This is a genomic window from Chitinimonas sp. BJB300, assembly GCF_002735695.1.
Taxonomy (GTDB): Bacteria; Pseudomonadota; Gammaproteobacteria; order Burkholderiales; family Chitinimonadaceae; genus Chitinimonas.
On the sequence record NZ_PDZH01000017.1, the window covers coordinates 1 to 25,412 of the forward strand.

23 protein-coding genes are annotated in these 25,412 nt (G+C 54.6%); 13 read left to right on the plus strand and 10 right to left on the minus strand.

Translation table 11 applies throughout. The features are described 5' to 3' along the window. The first annotated feature begins 148 nt into the window (after nt 1–148). The 4 genes from CSQ89_RS23765 to CSQ89_RS04560 all read left to right on the plus strand — a co-directional run bounded on the left by CSQ89_RS23765 (nt 149) and on the right by CSQ89_RS04560 (nt 4,871). Nucleotides 149–358 carry a hypothetical protein gene (locus tag CSQ89_RS23765; protein WP_099405000.1) on the plus strand — a complete coding sequence of 70 codons (210 nt, stop codon included), beginning with the start codon at nt 149–151 and terminating at the stop codon, nt 356–358. Beyond that, nucleotides 345–602: a DUF4276 family protein gene (locus CSQ89_RS23770; protein ID WP_158228902.1), complete on the plus strand. Its 258-nt coding sequence runs from the start codon at nt 345–347 to the stop codon at nt 600–602. Before CSQ89_RS23765 ends, CSQ89_RS23770 begins: the two co-directional genes overlap by 14 nt. Nucleotides 603–683: 81 nt before the next feature. Further along, on the plus strand, nt 684–2,846 hold the full coding sequence (locus tag CSQ89_RS04555) for a UvrD-helicase domain-containing protein (RefSeq protein WP_186293316.1): 2,163 nt from the start codon (nt 684–686) through the stop codon (nt 2,844–2,846). A 300-nt stretch (nt 2,847–3,146) separates the two neighbouring features. After that, on the plus strand, nt 3,147–4,871 hold the full coding sequence (locus tag CSQ89_RS04560) for a tetratricopeptide repeat-containing response regulator (protein WP_099405003.1): 1,725 nt from the start codon (nt 3,147–3,149) through the stop codon (nt 4,869–4,871). Between the two features lie 98 nt (nt 4,872–4,969). Here CSQ89_RS04560 and rng read toward each other — a convergent pair whose 3' ends face one another. From rng to leuS, 4 genes are all read right to left on the minus strand, one after another. Continuing rightward, nucleotides 4,970–6,427, minus strand: a complete 1,458-nt coding sequence (rng, locus tag CSQ89_RS04565; protein ID WP_099405004.1) for a ribonuclease G — start codon at nt 6,425–6,427, stop codon at nt 4,970–4,972. A gap of 78 nt (nt 6,428–6,505) precedes the next feature. Beyond that, complete coding sequence (gene holA / locus CSQ89_RS04570; protein WP_099405005.1) at nt 6,506–7,513, minus strand: DNA polymerase III subunit delta; 1,008 nt, start codon at nt 7,511–7,513, stop codon at nt 6,506–6,508. 2 nt (nt 7,514–7,515) lie between these two features. Continuing rightward, complete coding sequence (locus tag CSQ89_RS04575; RefSeq protein WP_158228903.1) at nt 7,516–7,950, minus strand: LPS-assembly lipoprotein LptE; 435 nt, start codon at nt 7,948–7,950, stop codon at nt 7,516–7,518. A 283-nt stretch (nt 7,951–8,233) separates the two neighbouring features. Continuing rightward, nucleotides 8,234–10,840: a leucine--tRNA ligase gene (gene leuS, locus CSQ89_RS04580; protein ID WP_099405007.1), complete on the minus strand. Its 2,607-nt coding sequence runs from the start codon at nt 10,838–10,840 to the stop codon at nt 8,234–8,236. A 106-nt stretch (nt 10,841–10,946) separates the two neighbouring features. Between leuS and CSQ89_RS04585 the strand changes: the two genes are divergently transcribed. Beyond that, nucleotides 10,947–11,822: a FecR domain-containing protein gene (locus CSQ89_RS04585; protein WP_099405008.1), complete on the plus strand. Its 876-nt coding sequence runs from the start codon at nt 10,947–10,949 to the stop codon at nt 11,820–11,822. A 35-nt stretch (nt 11,823–11,857) separates the two neighbouring features. On the opposite strand, the gene CSQ89_RS04590 is transcribed toward CSQ89_RS04585, so the two are convergent. The 6 genes from CSQ89_RS04590 to CSQ89_RS04615 form a co-directional block, all read right to left on the minus strand. Next, on the minus strand, nt 11,858–12,841 hold the full coding sequence (locus CSQ89_RS04590; protein ID WP_099405009.1) for a septal ring lytic transglycosylase RlpA family protein: 984 nt from the start codon (nt 12,839–12,841) through the stop codon (nt 11,858–11,860). Continuing rightward, the gene (rodA, locus tag CSQ89_RS04595; RefSeq protein ID WP_099405010.1) at nt 12,838–13,935 is read right to left on the minus strand and encodes a rod shape-determining protein RodA; all 1,098 of its coding nucleotides are present in this window, start codon (nt 13,933–13,935) and stop codon (nt 12,838–12,840) included. Before rodA ends, CSQ89_RS04590 begins: the two co-directional genes overlap by 4 nt. After that, nucleotides 13,925–15,886 carry a penicillin-binding protein 2 gene (gene mrdA, locus CSQ89_RS04600; RefSeq protein WP_099405011.1) on the minus strand — a complete coding sequence of 654 codons (1,962 nt, stop codon included), beginning with the start codon at nt 15,884–15,886 and terminating at the stop codon, nt 13,925–13,927. Before mrdA ends, rodA begins: the two co-directional genes overlap by 11 nt. Beyond that, on the minus strand, nt 15,883–16,395 hold the full coding sequence (gene mreD / locus CSQ89_RS04605) for a rod shape-determining protein MreD (protein ID WP_099405012.1): 513 nt from the start codon (nt 16,393–16,395) through the stop codon (nt 15,883–15,885). Before mreD ends, mrdA begins: the two co-directional genes overlap by 4 nt. Beyond that, nucleotides 16,395–17,288: a rod shape-determining protein MreC gene (gene mreC / locus CSQ89_RS04610; protein WP_099405013.1), complete on the minus strand. Its 894-nt coding sequence runs from the start codon at nt 17,286–17,288 to the stop codon at nt 16,395–16,397. The genes mreD and mreC overlap by 1 nt, the downstream gene beginning before the upstream one ends. 93 nt (nt 17,289–17,381) lie before the next feature. Further along, entirely contained in the window at nt 17,382–18,425 is a 1,044-nt protein-coding gene (locus CSQ89_RS04615; protein ID WP_099405014.1) for a rod shape-determining protein, read from the minus strand. A 345-nt stretch (nt 18,426–18,770) separates the two neighbouring features. Here CSQ89_RS04615 and gatC point away from each other — a divergent pair, with 345 nt between their 5' ends. The 8 genes from gatC to CSQ89_RS04650 are packed head-to-tail and all read left to right on the plus strand — an operon-like array spanning nt 18,771 to nt 25,412. Beyond that, on the plus strand, nt 18,771–19,058 hold the full coding sequence (gene gatC / locus CSQ89_RS04620; protein ID WP_099405015.1) for an Asp-tRNA(Asn)/Glu-tRNA(Gln) amidotransferase subunit GatC: 288 nt from the start codon (nt 18,771–18,773) through the stop codon (nt 19,056–19,058). Beyond that, nucleotides 19,055–19,648, plus strand: coding sequence for a D-sedoheptulose 7-phosphate isomerase (gene lpcA / locus CSQ89_RS04625; protein ID WP_099405016.1), 594 nt, complete (start codon nt 19,055–19,057; stop codon nt 19,646–19,648). The genes gatC and lpcA overlap by 4 nt, the downstream gene beginning before the upstream one ends. Beyond that, nucleotides 19,645–21,093: an Asp-tRNA(Asn)/Glu-tRNA(Gln) amidotransferase subunit GatA gene (gatA, locus tag CSQ89_RS04630; RefSeq protein WP_099405017.1), complete on the plus strand. Its 1,449-nt coding sequence runs from the start codon at nt 19,645–19,647 to the stop codon at nt 21,091–21,093. Before lpcA ends, gatA begins: the two co-directional genes overlap by 4 nt. Nucleotides 21,094–21,142: 49 nt before the next feature. Next, entirely contained in the window at nt 21,143–22,570 is a 1,428-nt protein-coding gene (gatB, locus tag CSQ89_RS04635; protein ID WP_099405018.1) for an Asp-tRNA(Asn)/Glu-tRNA(Gln) amidotransferase subunit GatB, read from the plus strand. A gap of 3 nt (nt 22,571–22,573) precedes the next feature. Continuing rightward, nucleotides 22,574–23,110, plus strand: a complete 537-nt coding sequence (locus tag CSQ89_RS04640; RefSeq protein WP_099405019.1) for a GNAT family N-acetyltransferase — start codon at nt 22,574–22,576, stop codon at nt 23,108–23,110. 20 nt (nt 23,111–23,130) lie between these two features. Further along, nucleotides 23,131–25,020 carry a DUF4178 domain-containing protein gene (locus CSQ89_RS04645; protein ID WP_099405020.1) on the plus strand — a complete coding sequence of 630 codons (1,890 nt, stop codon included), beginning with the start codon at nt 23,131–23,133 and terminating at the stop codon, nt 25,018–25,020. Further along, nucleotides 25,017–25,172 (plus strand): hypothetical protein, encoded by a 156-nt coding sequence (locus CSQ89_RS22385; RefSeq protein WP_158228904.1) that lies wholly within the window; start codon nt 25,017–25,019, stop codon nt 25,170–25,172. The genes CSQ89_RS04645 and CSQ89_RS22385 overlap by 4 nt, the downstream gene beginning before the upstream one ends. 27 nt (nt 25,173–25,199) lie before the next feature. Beyond that, nucleotides 25,200–25,412: a DUF350 domain-containing protein gene (locus CSQ89_RS04650; protein WP_099405021.1), complete on the plus strand. Its 213-nt coding sequence runs from the start codon at nt 25,200–25,202 to the stop codon at nt 25,410–25,412.

A 25,412-nucleotide genomic window follows, 5' to 3' on the forward strand; every position in this document is an offset into this window, starting at 1 on the left:
ACTTGAATGCCTGAGCATCAAGACGCAGAAGAACCCATTCGCACTTTGCCGCAAGTTACTGATCAACGCCTCCCGCGCGGCTTATGATCAGTTACAGCTGCTTCTCGCAGCTACTGCGTAACATCAGGTATTAACAACATTTCTGGATTTGTATGGTCTAGATACAGACTTTCCTGGCTACAGTCAGAGTTTGAAAGAGCCAGATATCTATAGTCGTGCTGCTGCAATTGAAAACTCACTACACGCCGCTATCGTTAATGCCATAGGTTGCCACCCAGAACGCTTTATTCCGCATATCCAACCCTACGAGTTTGAAGGACTACTGTTTTCTACATCTGGACGCCTTGGTTCAGATTGAACCAGACTGGCATCTTTGCCTCAAACCACTTCAGAACATACGAAACGCTTTTTCGACACCAGAGCACATCAACAACAGTTTTGAAACCAAACCATCCAAACGCCTTGAAAATACTTTACAGCCCAAATACAAGAAAACCCGTCACGGGCCTTTAATCGCAAAGTCCATCGGTATAAACAGAATTGAGGCTGAATGTGCTCACTTCAAAGCCTGGGTTGATAAATTGCGCAGGGTAGCTATCTAAGTCGACGACATACCGTTATCGCCATAGAGGAAAGGGACTGTAGCTCCGGTAAACTACCTGTCCCTTCGCTGGAAAATCATCATGTCGTCCTCTTTGCTTAATGGTCTGAACCCAGAACAACTCGCAGCAGTTACCCTGCCTGCCGTACCTGCCCTGATATTGGCAGGTGCAGGCTCGGGCAAGACGCGCGTGTTGACTACCCGCATTGTCTGGCTGCTATCCACGGGGCAAATCAGCCAACATGGCATCTTGGCAGTGACCTTCACCAACAAAGCCGCCAAAGAGATGTTAACGCGGGTATCGGCCCAACTCCCCATCAATGCGCGTTCTTTGTGGATTGGCACTTTCCACGGTTTGTGTAACCGCATGTTGCGGATGCATTGGCGCGATGCTGGCTTGCCCGAAGCCTTCCAGATCATGGATATGGCAGATCAACTCTCAGCCATCAAGCGACTGCTGAAGGCGCTGAATATCGATGACGAGAAATACCCACCCCGAGAGTTGATGTACTACATCAATGCCAATAAAGAAGAGGGCCGTCGCCCTGGCGAGGTAGAAGCCTGGGATGCCCATTCTCAGCAGATGAAGCAGCTGTATGAGGAATACGAACGCCAATGCCGCCGGGAAGGCGTAGTCGACTTTGCCGAACTACTTCTGCGTTGTTATGAGCTATTGCGCGATAACACTGCGTTGCGTAGCCACTATAACGCCCGCTTCCGTTACATCCTCGTCGATGAATTCCAAGATACAAACCGCCTGCAATACCGCTGGCTGAAGCTATTGGCCGGCAAGCGCGACTCGCTTGGTACGGCAACCGCGCATGATACAACCGGTGAACCAGCAGCTGTCTTCGCCGTAGGCGATGATGATCAATCGATTTATGCCTTTCGTGGCGCCAACGTCGGCAATATGGCCGACTTCCAGCGCGATTTTTCAGTAAAAACGGTGATCAAGCTGGAACAGAACTACCGCTCGCACGGCAATATTCTTGAAGCAGCCAATGCGCTGATTGCCTACAACCGTGGACGGCTAGGCAAGAACCTGTGGACTTCTGAATCAGCAGGTGACTTGATCCGGGTGTTCGAGGCTGCTACCGATTTCGAAGAGGCTCAGTTCGTCGTAGAGGAAGTACGCCAGTTGCAGCGTGATGGCACGCCGCTGAATGATATGGCAGTACTTTACCGTTCAAATGCCCAATCACGGGTACTGGAACACGCGTTGTTCCAAGCTGGCCTGCCATATCGGGTTTATGGCGGCCTGCGCTTTTTTGAACGACAAGAAATCAAGCACGCCCTCGCTTATTTGCGCCTTATCGCCAACCCAGACGACGACAACGCACTCTTAAGGGTTATCAACTTTCCCGTACGCGGCATTGGCAACCGTACCCTGGAAGTGCTGGGTGAAACAGCACGAGGGACCGGCACCAGCATCTGGCAAGCTGCTTGCTCCGGTGGGGCAGGGCGTAGCGCTGCGGCTGTTGCAAAGTTCGTGCAACTCATCGAAGGCATGCGCGCCCAGCAAGAAGGCTTGAGCCTACCTGAATTGACGCAACTGGCTATCGAACAAAGCGGCCTGATCGAGCACTACCGTAATGACAAGGAAGGCCAGGACAGGCTGGAAAACCTGGATCAGTTGATCTCGGCCGCCGCTGTCTTCGTGCAGGAAAATGAAAACAACGTGAATGCCTTCCTGGCGCACGCTTCACTAGAAGCGGGTGACCATGAAGCTGCACCCGGCCAGGATGCATTGCAACTGATGAGCGTGCATGCGTCCAAAGGCCTGGAATTCCATGCCGTCTTCCTGACAGGCATCGAAGAAGGCTTATTCCCACACGATAATAGTATTGCCAACCCTGAAGGCCTGGAGGAAGAACGCCGGCTCGCCTACGTTGCCATCACCCGTGCCCGGCGCAAGCTCTATATGAGTTTGGCGCAAAGCCGTATGTTGCATGGCCAGACGCGATTCTCGATTGCCTCGCGCTTTCTAAGCGAGATTCCCGAGGCACTGCTCAAGTGGCTCAACCGTGGCTACGCCCCCTCAGCCATGCCTGCACGCAAACTAGAAAAGAACACGCCAGAACACGGCCTACGAGTAGGTTGCACTGTTGAACACGCCAAATTTGGTGAAGGGGTTGTGGTGAACTATGACGGCACCGGCAAGAACGCCAATGTCCAGGTGAACTTCGGTGCCGTAGGCCTGAAGTGGCTTGCATTGGAATATGCCCGGCTTACACTAGTTAACTGATAGGTGTGATGCGTTTGCAGTTGGAGAAACGTGCTGATCCCATTTAGATTGGTACAAAGATGAACAAGTCCAGCTCTGTCCGCCTACCGTTCCAACCACTGAACTGAGCAAAGTTGTGAGGGCATTCGGTCATTACCGCCTCGCATACATAACCTATTATGTGACGTCGTTGTGCCCAACCTTGCCCACAAATCCGGCCCAACACGATCGTAAACCTAAGGTCGACAGAACCTAGGCTCTGCCGCAATACCGCAGGCCCACATATATATATGTTGTTGTGTTGTTGAGGAGAGTGGACTCATGGACCAGGCCAATTCCCCCTTATTTTCAGCTCGCGCCGCTCGTGCCAGTGGCGACGACGAAGATACGGCAGAGGCTATCGAGCAGGCCTACGCCAACAGACCCATCGACATCGACTACGGCAACAAGCGCTTTTTGGTGATCGACGCGGTGCAGGAAATGCGCTCGGCCATGAACGCCACCTTGTCGACCTTCGGTGTCACCAAGATTGAATACGCCCACCGCGCCATGGAGGCCATCGGCATCATCAAACGTGGTAACCATGATGTGATCTTGTGTGACTTCGACCTTGGCAATGGCTACGACGGACTACATCTGCTTGAAGAATTGAAGCTGCGCAATCTGCTCAGGCCTTCTGCAGTGTTCATGATCGTCACCGGCGAACGTCGCTCACGTTTGGTGATTTCTGCGGCGGAGCTTGCCCCCGATGGTTACTTACTCAAGCCCTTCACGGGCGAAGAATTGAAGCAACGGCTTGATCGTGCCTACAACAAGAAGTCTGCCTTCGAAGACCTTGATACCGCCATCATGAATGAGGATTACTTCAAAGCCCTGGCCGACTGCAATGAGCGTATCGCCAATAAAGACCCATTCCTGCTCGACTTCCTGAAGCTCAAAGGCCGCATCGCACTAACCATCGGCGATTTCGCTTTGGCACGCGAAACCTACCAAAACGTAATCGATGCACGGGAAATACCCTGGGCCAAGATGGGCATGGCCAAGGCACTATTCCACTTGAAAGATTACGCAACGGCCAAGCAATTGTTTGAGGCACTGCTCGCGGAGAACAACCGAATTATGGAAGCCTATGACTGGCTGGCCAAAATTCACCAAGCCGAGCACGAGCCTATAGAGGCACAAGGCATGTTGCAACGGGCGGTAGATCTATCGGCAGCCAATGTCAGCCGCCAGAAGAAGCTCGGTGAAGTCGCTATGCGCAATGGTGACTATGCGACGGCAGTCCAGTCATTTCAGAAAACCATCAATGTGGCCAAATTCTCGTTTTGGCGTGATGCCGCCGACTATTCAGCCTTAGCCAAGGCACATATCGGTAATAACGAAGTGGGGGAGGCAGCCAAAGTGGCGGCCGATGTGCGGCGAGAATTCCGCTACGACCCCAAAGCCGACATGCTGGCGACAGTCATGGAAACCCAGATTGCACTCAAACAAGGAAATGAAAACCGCGCCCAGCAGCTTTTGAACAAGGCCAAACAACAGTTTGCCGATGTAGCCAATGACCTACCTGACCATTTTGCCCTTGAACTGGCAGAGGCTTGTTACCGGTTGGACGAAGACGCAGCCGGCGGTGAAATCGTCCAAAAAGTACTACGCAACCACCATGAAGATGCCGCAATACTCGAAAAGGTATCGACGCTCTACGCGGCAGTCGATCGGGCTGATTTAGGCCAGACCATGATTGAAGAAACTGCACGCGCGATTGTCGGCATCAATAACGATGCAGTGCGTATGGCTCAATCGGGCGATATTCAGGGAGCAGTGCAAAAGTTTATCGAGGCTGTCGAAGAAATGCCGGCAAATGTGCAGGTGATGCTGAATGCCGTAAATGCCATGCTCGCTTATGTGAGCCGTAATGGCTGGCACCAGGAATATATGGAAACCGCGCAGCTTTATCTGGATAGAGTCAAAAGCCTTGAACCCGCCAGTGTGAAATATCTGAAACTGCGCGATGCCTACAATACATCGCGCCGCCGCTTCAGAACTTAGCAAGACAAAAACCTATAACGCAGTCTTGTTGGCTTAGCTAACTACGCCACAGTCCCGCTGGGATGGATAGGTCGCGTTATGTTTCAAGCAACGGCAACCTACACCAGAATCACATCGTACTGTTCCTGAAAATAAGCGCTCTCCACCTGCAAGGAAATCGGCTTGCCAATGAAGTCAGCCAACATGGCGAGATTAGCGCTTTCTTCATCGAGAAACATATCGATTACGGTTTGGCTGGCCAGAATGCGATATTCCTTGGCGTTGAACTGGCGTGCCTCACGCAGAATCTCACGCAGAATGTCGTAACAAGCCGTCTGCGCAGTCTTGATTTCACCACGCCCCTGGCACACAGGGCAGGGTTCGCACAAGATATGCGCCAAACTTTCGCGCGTACGCTTACGCGTAATTTCCACCAAACCCAAGCTGGTAAAGCCAGATACCGTGACCTTGGTCCGGTCTTTACCTAATGCCTTATGCAGCTCATGTAGTACTTGGTCACGATGCTCGTGATTATCCATGTCGATGAAATCGACAATAATGATGCCACCAAGGTTACGTAGCCGAAGCTGGCGGGCAATAACCTGCGTAGCTTCCAGATTGGTTTTGAAGATGGTGTCATCAAACGAGCGGGTACCGACAAAACCGCCGGTATTTACATCGATAGTGGTCATCGCTTCGGTTTGGTCGATGATCAGATAACCACCAAACTTCAAATTTACCCGGCGAGCCAAGGCACGCTCTATTTCGGCTTCCACACCGTGCATTTCGAATACCGGGCGTTCGCCAAGATAGTGCTCTAGCCGCGGTGCAACGTTGGTAACAAACGCATCGGCAAACTCGCTCATCTTCACAAACGTTTCACGTGAATCGACTACCACCTTCTGAGTCTCATCGCGCACAATGTCGCGCAGCACACGCATTGCTAAATTCAAGTCCTGATACAGCACTGACTTGGGTGGCATAGTCTTGGACTTTTGCTTGAGGTCAGCCCAGATCAGGCTCAGGTACTCAACGTCGGCATGCAGCTCGTCTTCACTGGCATGTTCTGCGGAAGTTCGAATGATATAACCACCATGCTGGTCACCTGACGGCAACATTTTCAGCAACCGTTCGCGCAGGTGTTCACGCCCTTCACCATGCTCAATACGCTGGCTGACACCAATGTGATGTTCCTGGGGCAGGAAAACCAGAAAACGGCCCGCAATGCTGATCTGGGTAGAAAGGCGAGCGCCCTTGGTGCCGATCGGGTCCTTGATCACCTGCACCATCACACTTTGGCCTTCGTACATCAGCCGTTCGATTCGCTGTGGCTCGGTTGGGTGCTGCCGCTGTTCAATCACATCGGCAATATGTAGAAAAGCCGCCCGCTCAAGGCCAATTTCAATAAACGCTGACTGCATACCAGGCAATACGCGCTTCACCGTGCCCAAGTAGACATTCCCCACGATACCGCGCTGGGCGGTACGTTCGATGTGGATCTCCTGTACTACGCCTTCTTCGGTCACCGCTACCCGTGTTTCCTGGGGGGTAACGTTGATGAGGATATGCTCTTTCATATTGGCCTACCCGAAATTGTGTACCGCAGCACACGCCCCAAAGCATGTGCTGAGGTACATATATTCAGTGCACCGATATCACTTGGGCATCAACCGCATGCCCAGTTTCAGCAACTCCTCCCATGCCTCACCACTGCCCACTCCTTTTACAATTCGGTCGATATCCGCAGCATGCGCCAAGGCCGCTTTAAGTTGGCTGGCCTTGAGCCTATCAAGCGCTGCCGGGTAGCGTTTTTGCTTTTCGCCCCAAACGCGATTCTCCCGATACAACTGCTGCAAATTCCCCCCATGCGAACGCCCCAGTCCAACCTTGAGCAATGCCCGTACTTCGTCAGCCATAGCCCATAAGACCAAAGTGGGCGCCTCACCTTCCCCCTTCAAACCATCCAGCATTCGTGACAACCTGGCCGCATCCCCCGCAACCAGGGCTTCACCAAGCCCCCATACATCGTAGCGGGCCACATTGGCGACTGCAGCTTGCATATCACCTAGATTCAATTCGCCCGACCCATGTAACAAAGCCAGCTTGTCGATTTCCTGTTTGGCTGCCAGAAGATTACCCTCCACTCGCGCAACCAGATAATCCATCGCCTCGGCACTTAAACGCTGTTGTTGGCGACCAAGCCGCTCGGCTATCCACACAGGCAACTCATTACGGCTAACCGCAGCGCATCCCACAGCCGCACCGGCCTCTTCCAACGCCAAGAACCACTTGCTTGATAGCTGTGGTTTATCCAGCTTCGGTAATTGCACCAGCAGGACATTATCGACTGGCGCACTGGCAGCGTAGAACTGCAGCGCTTCGCCACCTTCTACGCCCGGCTTGCCATTTGGTATCCGAAGCTCAACCAACTTTTGTTCCGAAAACAGTGAAATTGCCTGGCCCGAAGCAGCCAATTCCATCCATTTGAAACCCGGCTCCACCGTCAGTACCTGGCGTTCACTAAAACCTTGCTGCCGTGCCGCGTCACGAATCGCCTGGGCGGCCTCCAATGCCACCAAGGCTTCTTCGCCATGCACCACATACACGGGCAGTAGGCGGCCTTTGGCCAGGTGCGCACTGAGTTCGCTAGGGCGTAGCTGCACTTTTATTTACCCGGCACCGAAGTCATAGGCGCCAGTTGCGGTTTTAACGCCGCCAGCCGGCGAATAATCTGCTGCGCAGCATCAACATGCATATCGTGCAGCAGGGCTCTTTCCTCAGCCGCCTTGCCCAGGAGATTACTTTCGTCGAATGAGTAATCACGCCGCAATATCAGCTCCGTTGGGGCAATCCAGTTGGTACCGCCCTGTTCAAGCTTAAAGCGCGCGCGGTAGACCAGTTGGTATTCCACTACGCGGCCCGATTTGTTCACCGTCAGTATCTGCTTCTGCATCGATTCATCCAGCACCGCCAGCACCGCCTCGGCGCTTACAGGCGAAACAAGCTGCATATCGGGCCGTAATGACAATTGCCGATGCAGCACCTCGCCCAAACCGGTTACCGGGGCTTGTAGATAGAGAGTAGCGAAAGGCAATGACATGCTCTCATCCAAACCCCGTAAGCGAAAACCGCAGGCGGATAAGAAACACACAAGGCTCAGGATAAGAAGGCGGGGGCGCATGGGCAGTCAGTTCAAGGATTCAGCATGGCAAGGGGTGGTCACCAAGCCGGTACGAGTATAAGCACGCATTTCTAACTTATGCGACCTATCGCACAAGGTTTGGCAACATCACAACCATTTCACAATAAGTTGAGTGGCCAAGACAAATACCAAGCAGCGGGCAAAGAGCCAATAACCGGCCCTTTACCACGGGTATAAACAATCACACCACCAAGTTCACCAGCCGGCCCGGCACCACGATCACTTTCTTCGGGGTCTGACCTTCGAGAAACTTCTGCACATTAACATTGGCAAGCGCAAAGGCCTCGATAGCAACGCGGTCGGCACCAGCCGGCACAGCAATTTCACCGCGCAGCTTACCGTTTACCTGCACCACCAAGGTGATTTCGTCCTGCTTTAGTGCATCCTCTGCGGGCTCGGGCCAAGCATTGTCAATGATCTCACCGGTGTAGCCACATTCGGTCCACAACACATGGGCGATATGCGGGCTGACAGGGTAGAGCGCTCGCAGCAGAATACCTAAGCCCTCGCGCAATACAGCCGGTGCATCGCCCTTAAAACCTTCCAGCGCATTCAAGAGTTTCATACAACCCGATACCACGGTGTTGTACTGCAACCGTTCGTAATCGGTATTGATCTGCTTGAGCGTGGTGTGAATCTCAAACCGCAATGCTTTTGCATCCTTATCCAGCGCACCAAGCGGGCCAGCAGTACGGATAGCCTCAGCCTGCTTCTGACCAAATGCCCACAGCCTGCGCAGATAGCGGTAAGCCCCTTCTACGCCGGTATCACTCCAGGCAGCGCTTTGCTCAGGCGGCCCTGCGAACATGGTAAACAGCCGAGCCGTATCGGCGCCAAAGCGGCTGATGATGTCTTTGGGCTCCACCACGTTGTTCTTAGACTTTGACATCTTTTCGATGCCACCCATGACAACCGGCTGGCCGTCAGCCTTGAGGCTGGCGGCAATAGGACGGCCCTTATCGTCATGCTGGACATCAATTTCGTTTGGGTAATACCAGGTCTTTTTACCCGACGCGTCTTCACGGAAGAACGATTCGTTCAACAACATACCCTGGGTGAACAACGCCTTGAATGGCTCATCAATATGGACAAGGCCAAGGTCACGCATGGTCTTGGTCCAGAACCGGGCATACAAGAGGTGCAGTACTGCGTGCTCGATACCGCCAATGTACTGGTCCATACCACCCGCCATCCAGTAGTCATGGCGCGTATCGACCATCGTCTCGGCATCGGGGCAGGTATAGCGCATGAAATACCAACTCGAATCGACAAAGGTATCCATGGTGTCGGTTTCGCGCTGCGCGGGCTTGCCGCACTTTGGACAGTCCACGTTAAGGAAGTCGGCTCGATGCTTGAGCGGGTTACCTGAACCATCCGGCACGCAATCGGTGGGCAACACCACCGGCAGGTCGGCATAGGGCACTGGTACATCACCGCAGCTCTCGCAATGAATGATCGGGATAGGGGTGCCCCAGTAACGCTGGCGCGAGATACCCCAGTCACGCAGCCGCCAAGTAGTTTTCTTCTCACCAATCTGCTTGGCTACAAGATCAGTCGCCACGGCCTCGACCGCAGCTTTATAACTCAGGCCATCGTACTTACCGGAGTTGATGGCGACACCGCGATTCTTTTCGCCATACCACTCAGCCCAAGTCTTGCTGTCAAAGCTTTCACCGTCCACCGCAACCACTTGCTTGATGGCAATACCGTACTGGTTGGCAAACGCAAAATCACGCTCATCATGCGCCGGCACACCCATTACAGCGCCGTCACCATAGCTCATCAACACATAGTTGCCGATCCAGACCTCGACTTGCGCCCCGGTCAATGGATGCGTGACGAACAGACCAGTTGGCTTGCCTTTCTTTTCCTGGGTAGCAATTTCAGCTTCCGAAATGCCACCCTTCTTGCACTCTTCGATGAAGTCGACCAATTCTGGTTTCAACTCTGCCGCACGAGTCGCCAACGGATGCTCTGCGGCCACAGCACAAAAGGTGACGCCCATGATGGTATCGGCACGGGTGGTGAAGACCCACATTTGACCACCACTAATCAACGCACCATTAACATCCTTGATGTCATGGCTAAAAGCGAAACGGACGCCCTCAGACTTGCCAATCCAGTTACGCTGCATGGCGCGTACTTGATCAGGCCACCCATTAAGCTTATCGATATCAGCCAATAACTCCTCGGCGTACTGGGTGATGCCAAAGTAGTAACCTGGAATCTCACGCTTTTCTACAATCGCACCAGAACGCCAGCCACGGCCATCCACGACTTGCTCATTCGCCAATACGGTCTGGTCAACCGGGTCCCAATTCACCACCTGGGTCTTCTTGAAGGCGATACCCTTCTCCAGCATCTTCAGAAACAACCACTGGTTCCACTTGTAATAGGCCGGGTCGCAAGTCGCCACTTCACGCGACCAATCGAAAGCCAAGCCCAACGGTTGCATCTGCGACTTCATGTCTGCGATGTTGGCATAAGTCCATTCAGCCGGCGGCTTGCCCGACGCAATGGCGGCGTTTTCAGCTGGCAGGCCGAAGGCGTCCCAGCCCATCGGCATCAGTACATTGAAGCCCTTCATGCGCAGATGGCGGGCCAGCATGTCGTTGATGGTGTAGTTACGCACATGGCCCATGTGCAATTTGCCCGAAGGGTAGGGCAACATGGAGCAGGCGTAGAATTTCGGCTTGTTCTGGTCTTCGACAACTCGGTAGGCATCGCTGGCTTGCCAGTGTTGCTGAGCAGTCGCTTCAACCTCGGACGGGCGGTAGTGTTCTTGCATGTGAGCTATCCTGAAGCACTTGCCGCCGGCGGTGTCCGTGGCGGCCGAAAAATAAAGCGTCGATTATAACCGAGCGTTCTTGCTCGCACCGTTTCAGGAACAATCCATGCGCCATCGATCGTTGAGTGCCGTCCTTGCTAGCCTGCTCAGCCTTTCTATCCTCGCCGCACCAACCACGATCAGCGCCGTCAATATGCCAGCATGGCTTGAGCGAGAGGGCATAAAGAAACCATTGGCGCCAGGGATGGTGCTGCAAAGCAGCGACGTACTACATACCGGCCACGGTGCCCGCGTTCTCATCAAACTGCCTGAAGGCAGTCAGGTGAAACTTGGCGAAGATGCTGTGTTCCGCTTGGATAACTTGAATGTCTCAGATGGTCGCAGTACACCATTCACGGGGATACTGAATGTAATAAAGGGCGCGTTCCGCTTTACTACCGGTCTATTGGGCAAGGCACGCAAACGGGAAGTCGATGTGCGTATCGCCACCATCACGGCGGGTATTCGCGGCACAGACATCTGGGGCAAGGCAGATGCTGAAAAAGACGTTGTCTGCCTAATCGAGGGTAGCACCACTGTGCAGCGGGAGGGCGAAACAGCTGTCCAGACGCTGGATCAGCCCCTTGATTTCTTTATTGCGCCGAAAAACAAACCCTCTTTACCCATTGCGAAAGTAGATGCCATCAAACTGCAAAACGAATGGCAGCCACAGACAGAGCCACAAAATGGCCAGGGCCTGACCAGCACCGAAGGGAAGTGGCGGTTGATCATCGCCAACGTCGCTAATCAGGACGAGGCGCTGCAATGGTATGACACGTTGCAAGCAGGGGGTTATGCCGCCAAGATTCGGCCCATAGCGGGAAATCGCTACCGCGTCAGCATAGAGCAACTGGCTACCGAAGCGGATGCCCATACGCTGGGCGAAAAATTAAAGGCCGTGTTCCCTGTGCCAGACATAAGCGTGGTGCCCATGGGCAGCTAGGTGCTGCGAAACCCGTAGATACTCAGCCTTTCAGGCTAACGAACTACTACAGGACGGAAATCCGCTTGTTGGGCAATGCGGTCCACCATTGCCTGGGCTTCGGCTTTGTCAGGATACGGCCCCACCCTCACGCGCCATACCCCATTCCCCTGCTCCAGCATCAATTCCTTTTCCAGCCAACTCAGCGTATCTCCCACCTTGCTGCGAAAACTCTCTGCCGCCGTCTGGCTGGCAAACGCGCCAAGCTGAACCCAGCGCTGGTTTCCGCTTTGTTCCATTGCAGCCGAGCCAGGTAGTTGAATGGCTAGCATGTCCACGGTACTGGGAAACACTGGGCTCGGCTTACCCGGCTCAGCCTCAACAGCGCGTGCCATGACCTGTTCCGGCGCAGGGACTTCGCTCGGTTCGCCCGGCTGCAGGCTTTGCACACGAACCTTGGCATTACCCATGTTGTGGTAGCCAATCCGGTACGCAGCTGCATAAGAAAGATCAATCACCCGACCCTTGTGAAATGGGCCGCGATCGTTGATACGCACGACAACCGATTTCCCATTAACCAGATTCGTCACGCGGGCATAGCTGGGGATAGGTAGAACGGGATGGGCTGCGGTGAGCTGAAACATATCGTAAGCCTCACCGCTTGAAGTACGCTTCCCATGGAATTTCTTGCCATACCACGATGCCCCTCCCTCCTGGCTAAAGTCGCCAAAGCTGAGCAGCGGCGTATAGGTCCTGCCCAGCACTTTATAGGGACGATTTGCATAGCGGTGTAGTGGCTCAGCCTGGACAGTCGGCTCGGCCAGCAGGTCCAGATCGTAAGGCACAGCCAATATCGGGCCGTCATCCTTGTAATACCCGCCATATTCTTTGGGAATCTGTTCAGGTTTGGCCGGTGGCAGATTATGGGTATTTGCAGGCCTGGAACCCGTACCCGTCGGCACACTGCCGGGCGGTAGCCGGCTGGCGCAACCTGCCAGCAAGACCAGCAGCAATAACAATAAATAACGGTAAGTACTCAATTCTTCATCAACTTTCGGTCACGCTGAATGGCCATCAGCATACCGAAACCAATCAAGATGGACAGCATGGCAGTACCCCCATAACTGACCAACGGCAGGGGTACCCCCACCACGGGCAGGATGCCCGACACCATGCCCATGTTCACCATGGCGTAGGTGAAAAAGGACAGCGTCAGCGCACCTGCCAGCAAGCGCCCGAATACGCTGGATGCATTGTTGGCAATGATCAAACCCCGGCCGATAACGCACAGGAACAAAATCAGCAGGATGCAATTACCCAGCATGCCGAATTCCTCGCTGTAGACAGCAAAGATAAAGTCCGTGGTTCGTTCGGGAATGAAGTCCAGATGAGTCTGTGTGCCACTGAGCCACCCTTTGCCCATTACCCCTCCCGAACCAATCGCAATCATGCCCTGGATTGTGTGGTACCCCTTCCCAAGCGGATCGGTCATCGGGTCGATCAAGGTCATCACCCGTTGGCGCTGATACTCATGCATATGCGACCAAACCACCGGCAGGCTGCATAGAAAAACAACCAACATACCGGCCATGACCCGCCAGGGTAAACCGGCAAAGAACAAGGCATAAAAGCCAGCCGCGGCAATCAATAATGCGGTGCCAAGATCAGGCTGCTTCAGCACCAGCGCCATGGGCAGCGCAATTAATAGTGCCGCTACGCCGAAATGCTTGAAGCGCAGATTTGCCTCGTGCCGTTCGAAATACCAGGCCAACATCATCGGTACCGCCAGCTTCATTAGCTCGGATGGCTGAATACGCGCTACGCCTATATCGAGCCAACGCCGCGCCCCGTTGGTGATATCACCAAATAAAGCCACGCCAACCAAAAGCACCAAACCCACCAAATAGATGGGTGGCGCAAGCGCCATCAGTTTTTGCGGCTTAAGGTTGGCCACCAACCACATGGCAACAAGCGCAACTCCGACCGAGACCAGCTTGCTGGTAACTTTGGCGACACTTTCATTCGAAGCTGAATAGATGGTCGCCAAGCTGACGCAAATTAATAACAGCGAGAATAGCAACAACCAAGGATCGATCGGCTGTGCAATGCGTTGAGCCAAGCGTTTAATCCACATGGTGATGCCCCGCTTCGTTGAGGTTGGCGTCCTCGCCATCCACAGGTTCAGCTTCTTCGGCCGGGCTTGACTCAAGTTTTGTTACAGCTTGTACCGGGCGCTTACCCTGTAGGTAGTAGTCGAATGCTGTCCGCGCAATCGGTGCCGCAGCCTTGCCACCGAAACCGCCATTTTCCACAATCATCGCTAGGGCGATTTTTGGCTTATCAGCCGGGGCGAAGGCAATAAATAGTGCATGGTCGCGCAAATCAGCTCGAATGCTATGTGAGTTATATTTCCCGCCCTTGAGGTTATAAACCTGTGCCGTACCCGTCTTACCACCCGATGTATATGGCGCCCCGCTAAAAGCGGGGGCACCTGTACCCGCCCGGTTGGTTTCCACCATAGCGCGCTTGATCACTTCAATGTTCTCACTCTTGTAGGGCAGACGCTGACGCGGTTGTGGCTCAACCTCACGCCGCTCGCTGGTGACACTGTTTTCAATGAAACGCACCAGGTGAGGGCGGAATTGCACGCCATCATTTACCAGCGTGGACGTCGCCTGCGCCAACTGCATGATGGTGAAGCTGTTGTAGCCCTGGCCAATACCGATGGATATTGTATCGCCAGCCAACCACCGCTGTTGATCCTTGCGTTTGAAGTAACGCCGCTTCCATGCTTGCGAGGGCAGAATACCGTCCTTCTCATTAGGCAAATCAACCCCAGTCTTGTGCCCCAGCCCCAACGGACCCATGAAGCCAGAGATAAGGTCGATGCCCATATCGTTTGCCAAGCGGTAGTAATAAGTGTCACAACTAACAACAATCGACTTCACCAAATCCACATACCCGTGGCCGCCTACCTTGTCATCACGCCAACGGTGATTACCCAAGGTGAAAAAACCGGGGTCAAGAAACGCATCGGACGGCCGTCGCTTGCCTGTTTCCAGGGCAGCCAGCGCCATGAATGGCTTGAACGTCGAACCCGGCGGGTAGGTCCCTTGAATTGCTCGGTTGTTCAATGGCCGGGCAGCAGACTCATTCAATTCGCGCCACGATACCGGGTCGATTCCATCGACGAATAGATTGGGGTCGAAACCAGGGCGTGACACCATCGCCAGAATGCCACCATTGGTAGGGTCGATGGCGACCAACGCACCTTTGTGTTCGCCAAATGCCTGTTCGATTACTTGCTGCAGTTGGATATCGATAGTCAGCGTGAGGTTGTCTCCGGCAATCGGTGAACTGCGGTGCAAACTCCGAATCGCCCGGCTGCCCGAATCCACTTCCACCTGCTCATAACCCGTCTTGCCATGCAGTTCCGACTCATAGCTCTGCTCAAGGCCGAACTTACCCATATGGTCGGTACCCTTGTACTCACCCAGCCGCTCCTCCTCAGCCAACGTCTTGAGGTCCTGGTCGTTGATCCGACCGATATAACCAATCAAGTGGGAAGCGGACTCCCCCATTGGGTAGTGACGGAACAACCGCGCCTTGATTTCTACCCCGGGGAAGCGATAAGCATTGGCGGCAAAGCGCGCCACTTCTTCATCACTAAGCCGGGTCTTGATTGGCAGCGACTCGAAATCCTTGCTCTCATCCAACAATTTCTTGAAACGACGCCGGTCTTTGGCTGTGATATCCACCAATGCCGCCAATCCCTCGACGGTGTCATTCAATGTGCCGTCCAATTTGGAAGGCGTGATTTCCAACGTATAGGCGGAGAAATTGTGTGCAAGCACGACCCCATTACGGTCGGAAATGATGCCACGCGACGGTGGAATTGGCACCAGCGAGATACGGTTTGACTCCGCGAGGGTATGGTACTTGTCGTATTGCAGTACTTGCAGGAAAACAAAGCGGCTCAGCAGAACACCGAAACCGACCAGGACAATGGTGATCGCCACAAGAAGACGCAGCTGGAAGCTATAGCGCTCACCATGGTGGTCACGCAGAAAAGTACGACGGCTCATGACTGAATTTCAGCCCGCTTCTCGGTGCGCTGCTGCATTTGCAGCAACTGGCTCAGCAACGGCCAGAACACTGCGCCAGTCAACGCGCCGATGAAGATGAACCAGCCAGGAAAGGCGCTGCCCGTCGCCATACGCACCACCAGCATAATCAGCTGACTGGCAAACAACAGCGGCCCGATATACAGGGCCTGCTGCCAAAGTGGGAACATCCCCAGCTGGCGGTGCCGCGCCAATACAAACCATGCGGTCAGGCAGTAAGCAATGCCGTGCTGGCCAAAGACATTCCCATCGGCAATATCCAACACGATACCCAACCAGAACGCCCACCCCATACCGACCCGGCGCGACTGATACATACACCAGTAGAACAGCACCAGCGCCACGCCATCAGGCAGAATAGCCCTGACTGTCGGCCCCCAGGGAATCAACGCTGTGGTCAGCGCTACGACAATAGTGAACAAGATAAAGCCCAGCGATACCGGCTTGAGCAATTGACGCGAAACAGGCATTAATCTGCTCCCTTCTTTTTGGCTGGAGCAGCAGGTGGCGTCGGCTTGGCGGGTATAGACCGTTTTTCATTCAGAATCAGCATGAAACGGTGCTTGTCGACATCGGCAGCGGGCTCGCAACTGATACGGGCAAAGGCAGAACCCGCATTGCGATCAACACGCGTCACCTTTGCAACTGGCAAACCAGCCGGATAAGTACCATCAATACCCGAGGTGACCAGCAAGTCATCATTCCGGATATCGCCATTCACCGGCATAAAGCGCACCTCCAACGGGCTTTCCGGCCCCGAGCCATATACCACCGCCCGTAAGCCGTTGCGCACCACCTGCACAGGCACAGGCTGGTTCTTATGGGTAATCAGTGTGATTTCTGCGGTTAGCGGTTGTACGCGTGTGATCTGCCCCACCACCCCCAGCGGGTCGATTACCACCTGGCCTGCCTTGACGTGGTCCTGCTCGCCACGGTCCACTACCAGCTTGGCGGTGTACGGGTCTCGATCGTTGTAGAGCACCTCGGCCAATACACCGCGCCCACCTTGCATGTCGCGGGTAACCAATAACTGGCGTAGCTGAATGTTCTCCTGCTGCAACGCCTGCATGCGAAGCAACTGGGCGTTCGCCAACAAACGCTCATCCTGCAGACGCCTATTCTCCTGCTGCAGTGCCGTCTGGGTGACAAAGTAATTACTGACCTGATGCGCAACCGATACAGGCGCAGTCGCCAGCCATTGCAGCGGATAGAGCGCCACCGAGACTATTTCGCGGGCGGGTTGAAGAATTTGCCATCGGACATCCACCACCAACAACACCAGCGACAGACTGGCGTAAATTAATAGGCGACTGAATGGCTTGGGGCCTTGCTTGAAGAAGGCAGGTTGGATCGTAGATTGCATGGCGGCAGCTGTATGCGGCGCAAGGCACAAGGGGGTGAGGGTGAAGCTTTACAACGCTTCAAGCCTCACCCCCCAAGTCTCACACAGTGAGAATCAATCGTTTGTGAAGATAGAGCCGACTTTATCCATCTTCTCCAGTGCTCTGCCCGAACCACGCACCACACAGGTAAGTGGGTCATCAGCGACGATCACCGGCAGACCGGTCTCTTCCATCAAGAGGCGATCCAGATCACGCAACAGTGCGCCACCGCCTGTCAACACCATGCCTTTGTCGGCAATATCCGCACCCAACTCAGGCGGGGTTTGCTCCAGCGCCTGTTTTACCGCCGAGACAATCTGATTCAACGGCTCTGTCAACGCCTCAAGGATCTCGTTCGAAGAAATCGTGAACGAGCGTGGGATACCTTCGGCCAGATTACGCCCCTTCACTTCCATCTCGCGCACTTCAGCGCCCGGAAAGGCAGAACCGATGCGCTTCTTGATTTCCTCGGCAGTTGTCTCACCAATCAGCATGCCGTAGTTACGGCGGATGTAATTGATGATGGCTTCGTCGAACTTGTCGCCGCCCACACGCACACTGTTGGCATAGACGATGCCGCCAAGGGAAATCACACCGACTTCCGTCGTACCGCCGCCGATGTCAACCACCATGGAGCCAGTGGCTTCCTCAACCGGCAAACCAGCACCAATCGCCGCAGCCATCGGCTCTTCGATCAGTTCAACCTTACGCGCCCCCGCACCCAAGGCCGACTCCTTGATAGCACGTCGTTCCACCTGGGTTGAGCCGCAAGGCACACAGATGACGATACGTGGGGAAGGGGAGAACAAACGGGAAGGATTTACCTTCTTGATGAACTGCTTGAGCATCTGCTCAGTAATCGTGAAATCGGCAATCACACCGTCCTTCATCGGGCGGATGGCGGTAATGCTGCCCGGTGTACGGCCAAGCATCTTTTTCGCTTCTGCGCCTACGGCAAGAATTGTCTTTTTGGCAGAGGGGCCGCCTTCCTGCTGAATGGCAACCACAGAGGGCTCATCAAGCACAATGCCTTTGCCTGAGACAAAAATCAGCGTGTTGGCTGTGCCCAGGTCGATAGCCAGGTCGTTGGAGAAATAGCCGCTCAGAGATCCGATCATTGGTAAACCTTGTCCTGTATCTTGATTGACGCAGCCGCGTAATCAGGGGTGTGGTGCGTACCCCTACGGCCGCCAGTTATTCGGAGATGCGCCATCATGCATTGGTTTTCTAGTTTTACCTTGGGAGTCAACGCCTTGCGTTCCTGGCAAGCCAGTCGCGCGTTTCCCCAAGGCTTGGGCGCAATAAACCCGGTATGTTACCCTAAAGCACTGAAACGGAATAAGACTCCGCGTATTAAATCTGTCTCCATCAGTCCGGCCGGTATACCGCTTCCAAGCACACCGACCTTGAAAGCGGCCTGCTCAGGCTAGCTCGTTAGAATTAAGTTTTGGAAGGGTTATCCCATGTCCCTCACCGACGCCGATGTGCGCCGCATTGCCCGTCTGGCCCGCTTGCGGGTATCCGACGAGGAAGTCACCGAAGTGGGCCGCCAGCTTAACGGCATCTTGGGCCTGATCGAACAACTGCAAGCAATTGATACCACAGGCGTCGAGCCAATGAGCCACGCCCGTGATGTAGCGTTGCGTCTACGTAACGATGTAGCGACAGAACCAAACTTGCGCGACAAGTTTCAAGCCATCGCGCCAGCAGTGGAAAACGGCCTCTATCTGGTCCCGAAGGTGATCGAATGAGCCGCGCTGCGCATATCCAAACCACTCTGCGCGAGAGCCACGCGCTGCTTGAGCGCGTGCTGAACGACAGCGAATTCATCGCATCGGTGGAAAAAGCGGCCGATACACTGGTCGCAGCGTTCAAAGCCGGTCACAAGGTCATCTCGGCTGGTAACGGCGGTTCGCACTGCGACGCCATGCATTTTGCTGAAGAGCTCACCGGCCGCTACCGCGATAACCGTCCTGCCATGGGCGCCATTGCCGTATCCGACCCCTCCCATCTGAGTTGCGTCGGCAACGACTACGGCTTCGAGTTTGTCTTCTCCCGTTTTATCGAGGGCATAGGACAGGCAGGCGACGTATTTGTCGGCATCAGCACCAGTGGCAATTCAAAGAACATTCTGCGCGGCGTAGAAGCTGCGCGTGCCCGTGGCATGCAGGTCATTCTGTTGCTGGGCAAAGATGGTGGCCAGCTGAAAGGCCAAGGCGACGTGGAAATTACCGTGCCGCATTTTGGCTATGCCGACCGCATCCAGGAAATCCATATCAAGGTTATCCACATCCTGATCGACCTGGTCGAACGTGGGATGGAATACGTAGAAAAGCCATGACTCATACCCTGAAACAAGCTGCCGACTTGCTCGCTACAGGCAAGACCTCTGCCACGGAGCTGGCTACCGATTACCTGGGCAAGATTGCAGCCGCCAATGGCGCATTGAATGCCTTTCTCACCATCGACCGCAGCAAGACGCTGGCAATGGCCAAAGTGGCCGATGATGCACGCGCCAAAGGCCAGGCTGGCCCGTTGACTGGCGTCCCCATCGCACATAAAGACATTTTCTGTGCTGAAGGCTGGAAAACGACCTGCGGTTCGAAGATGTTGGAAAACTTTGTGGCGCCTTACGACGCTCACGTGGTGACGCAATGCAAGGCTGCGGGCCTTGTTACACTGGGCCGCGCCAATATGGACGAATTCGCCATGGGTTCGAGTAACGAGAACTCAGCCTTTGGCCCGGTGAAAAACCCTTGGGACCTGAACGCGGTACCCGGTGGAAGCTCGGGTGGCTCTGCCGCTGCCGTGGCTGCACGTCTTGCTCCCGCCGCTACCGCAACCGATACCGGTGGTTCCATTCGCCAACCGGCGGCCTTCTGTGGCGTAACAGGCCTCAAGCCCACCTATGGCGTGGTGAGCCGTTACGGCATGGTGGCCTATGCCTCCAGTCTGGACCAGGGCGGCCCCATCGCCCAAACTGCTGAAGACTGCGCGTTATTGCTCAACGTCATGGCTGGCCACGATGTACGCGACTCAACCAGTCTGGAACTGGCAAAGGAAGATTACACACGCGACTTGAACCAGCCGCTAAAAGGACTGCGCATCGGCCTGCCCAAAGAATATTTTGGCGCGGGCTTGGCCGGTGATGTTGCTGCCAGCATTGAGGCTGCACTTGCTGAGTACAAAAAGCTTGGTGCGGAAGTCGTCGAGATCAGCCTGCCGCGAACCGAGTTGGCTATTCCTTCCTATTACGTCATCGCCCCAGCCGAAGCCTCAAGCAACCTGAGCCGATTCGATGGCGTACGCTATGGCCTCCGCGCTGCCGAATACAGCGACCTGAACGATATGTACGAGCGTTCACGCGCAGAAGGATTCGGCTGGGAAACCAAACGCCGCATACTGACTGGTACCTATGTGCTAAGCCATGGTTATTACGATGCCTATTACCTGAAGGCACAGAAGGTACGCCGCCTGTTGACCGAGGATTTCCTCAAGGGCTTTGACCAGTGCGACGTGATTGCCGCGCCAGCCGCCCCCACCGTTGCCTGGAATATCGGAGAGAAGAGCAACGACCCGGTCGCCAACTATCTGGCCGATATCTACACCTTGGGCGTCAACCTAGCGGGCTTGCCCGCATTGGCGCACCCCATCGGTTTTGGCAGCAATGGCCGGCCGGTTGGTTTGCAGCTGATTGGCAATTACTTTGCCGAGGCGAAGCTACTGAACGCAGCCCACCAGTTCCAGCAGGTTACCGACTGGCATACAAAAGCACCGACATTGTAAAAGCGGTTGAAACACCACGGCTCAACCGCTTTTAAAAAGGATAGACACAATGCAATGGGAAGTTGTCATCGGGCTGGAAGTGCACACCCAGCTCTCAACCCAATCGAAAATCTTCTCGTCCGCCAGCACAGCGTTTGGCGCAGAACCCAATACCCAGACAGCGGTAGTCGATATCGCGCTACCTGGTGCGCTGCCGGTAATGAACAAGGCTGCGGTGGAAAAAGCCATCCAGTTCGGGCTGGCCATCGGCAGCAAGATCAACCGCAAGTCGATATTTGCCCGTAAGAATTACTTCTACCCGGATTTACCCAAGGGCTACCAGATCAGCCAATTCGAGCTGCCAGTGGTTGAAGGCGGTGCCATCACCATACGTGTGGGCGACGAGGAAAAACGTATCAACCTCACGCGCGCTCACCTGGAGGAAGATGCCGGCAAGTCGGTACACGAAGACTTCCACGGCATGAGCGGCATCGACCTGAACAGAGCTGGGACGCCGCTGCTGGAGATCGTGTCCGAGCCCGAAATGCGTTCTGCTGCAGAAGCCGTGGCCTATGCCAAGGCTTTGCACAGCATCGTCACTTGGATCGGTATCTGCGATGGCAATATGCAGGAGGGTTCCTTCCGCTGCGACGTCAACGTTTCGGTTCGACCGAAGGGCCAGAAGGAATTCGGTACCCGGCGCGAAATCAAGAACCTGAACAGCTTCAAGTTCATAGAGCAGGCGATCAAGTACGAAACCCAGTGGCAGATTGAGCAGATTGAAGACGGCGAGAAGATTCAACAGGCCACCGTATTGTTCGATCCAGAGACTGGCGAAACCCGCATGATGCGTAGCAAGGAAGACGCACATGACTACCGCTACTTCCCCGACCCTGATCTGCCACCACTCGTCATTGGCGAAGATTGGATTGAGCGCGTCAAGTCCGAGCTGCCGGAACTGCCGGAAGCGATGCAAGCACGTTTTCAGTCGCAATACGGTTTATCGGTATACGACTCGGTAACGCTGACTGCCGGCAAAGACCTGGCCGCCTACTTCGAAGCCACTGTTGCGGCTGGTGCCGATGCCAAGCTGGCAAGCAACTGGATTACCGGTGAAGTCGCCGCCACACTCAACCGTGAAGAAAAGGGCATCAGCGAGACCCCGGTTTCGGCCGAGGCCCTGGCCCAGCTCATCAAGCGGGTGATGGACAGCACCATCAACAACAAGACCGCCAAGGATGTGCTGAAGAAGATGTGGGAATCGGGCAATGCCGCCGATACGATTATCGAGCGCGATGGCCTCAAGCAGGAAAGCGATGCTGGCGCGGTCGAAGCCATCATCGATGGCGTACTGGCAGACAACCAAGCCATGGTGGATGAGTACAAGTCGGGCAAGGAGAAAGCCTTCAATGCACTCGTCGGCCAGTGCATGAAAGCCAGCAAAGGCAAGGCCAACCCTGCTCAGGTCAACGAAATCTTGAAACGCAAACTCGGTTGAACCATGGGTGAAATCCAATTTCGCCCTGCCACACCGGAAGACGCCGATAACTTATCGGCGTTTTTCTTTTCCGTTTTCACCGAACCCAATGCCTGGATTCCGCTAACCGAGTCCGAATGCCCTGGCCAGACGGCACTGGCCAAACAATTAACCGCCAGTGCAACAGAAAACAATAGCTATTGGATGTTGGCCTATGCCGGTGAACACATTGTGGGTAGCTGTAAGCTTCGTGGCGGCCAGCTAGAGGCTAACCAACATATCGTCACACTTGATCTGCATATTGCAGCCAGTCTGCGTGGGCAAGGGGTAGGTCGCCGCCTATTACAAGCCGCTATGGATTGGGTACGAGTGCACCCCATAGTGAACCGTATCGAATTGGAGTGCTTTGCCGCCAACGTTGCAGCCATCGCTCTCTATACTTCCTCAGGATTTTTCTCTGAAGGGCATCGAAAAGCCCGATACCGCCTGCGTGGAATGCTGCACGATACGTTGCATATGAGTTGGCTTGCCTCTCCAACTGCTTGTGATAGTCTGCCATGAATTATTGATATTCTATCGTCATGTACGCCGCTCCTTGCCCTTCTTGTGGTGCCCAGGTTGAATTCCATTCCGCTGCTTCTGTGATGGCGGTATGTGGCCATTGCCGTAGTACATTGGTACGGCGTGATGTGGACCTGGATAACCTGGGCAAGATGGCCGTGCTGGCCGAGGACCGCAGCCCGTTCAAGATGCGTTGGCGGGGTCGCTATGGCAATGCCGGGTTCGAGTTAATTGGCCGCTTGCAGCTTCGCTATGCCGAAGGCTTCTGGAATGAGTGGTATGCCCGGTTCGACGATGGCCGGCTCGGATGGCTGTCTGAAGGCTCCGGGCTTTGCTATGTGACTTTCGAGCGTGCGCTAAAGACCACGCTGCCTTCTGTCGACGACTTCCAAGTTGGCATGCAGGCAAAGCTAGACGGCCAAGCGTATACCGTCACCAATATTGAAAACGCCGAATGCGTGGCAGCTGAAGGCGAGTTGCCATTTAAACCCACGCCAGGCAATGCCACACCTTCAGTCGATCTGCGTTCGGAAAAGGGCTTTGCCAGCCTTGATTACAGCGAGACACCCCCCAGAGCCTACATTGGGGAAGCGCTGGAGCTGGCTGATCTGCTCGACAAAGCAGCGCCCAATGAACTTGTTAAACCAAAGCGGGTTGCCGCTCGCAACTTCAAGTGCACCAGCTGCGGCGCGCCACTTACGGCACGCAATGGCGAAATACATGCTGTGGGTTGCCATCACTGCGGTGCAGTCATCGACCCAGACAGCCCTGAACTGAAAATTCTTAGTAAGGCCCGTGCAGCACTTGAAGCCCCACTGATACCCATCGGTGCAACAGGGAAGCTACAGGGTAAAACCTATGCGATATTGGGTTTTCTACGCCGCAGCACAAAAGTCGAGGACATCGACTATTCATGGGATGAATACCTGCTGCATAGCGATGACGCCGGCTACGCGTGGCTTACCTGTAGCAGCGGCCACTGGAATTTCGCCCGGCCCACCGTACGCCAGCCCGAAATGGAGAGCAGCAGCACCCGGGTAACGTATATGAAACGTACTTACCGTCATTTCGAGCACAGTGAAGCACAAGTGAAACAGGTGGTTGGCGAATTCAACTGGCAGGTGAAGATAGGCCAGCACATCAAGTTCGATGATTACATTGCACCACCTTACTTGCTATCGCGCGAGCAAAGCAAAACCGAACAAACCTGGACTTTGGCCGAATACATCACGGCAGAAAAGGTTGCCCTAGCATTCAATCCGCCCAAACCCTTGCCTGAACCTGAAGGTATAGCGCCCAACCAGCCGTCGCCTTATGGTGAAAGCCGTCTGTACTACATGGCGATGGCAGCATTCCTGCTTATCGCCATCTTATTGCAGATGGGTTTTACGATGGCGTCAAAACACAAGGTCATCTGGCAGGACGAATTCACCATCAATGCCGAGACCTTTGACACCAATAAGGCAACCTACACCAGTAAGCCCTTTCAGATACCGCCAGGAGACCGTAACCTCGTCATCCACCAATCCAGCAACCTGGATAATCGTTGGTTCTATGCCGACCTTGCGCTTACCAATACCAAAACGGGCGAAACCATCCGGCTTGGTAGGGAGGTCAGCTATTACCATGGGGTAGACAGCGATGGCAGCTGGTACGAGGGAAATAATGGCGACGAAGCGATGCTGAACGACGTACCGGGTGGTGAGTACCTGCTGGAAATGGAGATAGAAGCCGACCCGCAGCCGCAGCCCCTGGTTAATCGCGTAGCGTTGATACAGGATGTACCCGTCTGGTCCAATTTCTGGATACTGCTTGTCGTCATTCTGATCATCCCACTTTTCTGCTGGCTGCGGTCCAATAGCTTCGAAACTGAACGCTGGGCTGACAGCGACCACCCTAAAGGTGAATGATGTTCAAGACCTATATCGTCAGCTGCTTACTTGCCTCACTGCTGTTCAGCTGGGGCCAATATCGTGGTTATTCCATGTTTGCCGATGGTGGTGAGCGGGAAGGCCGTAGCAGTGCCACCGGCGGTGTAGGCGGCCGTACCTATCACAAGTAGCCTAATCCAACGCGGAGTCTGAAAAATATGGAATTGCTCAAGCTCGACTTTCTCTTGGCCTCGTTGATTTATTCCCTGCTCGGGGTAATCGTTTTCTGGGTGAGCTTCATCATCATCGACAAGCTGACACCCCATGATCTTTGGAAAAGTATTATCGAGGAACGCAACCAAGCACTCGCCACAGTCGTCGCAGCCATGTGCCTTGGCATTGCCATTATCGTCGCCTCCGCAATTCATTAG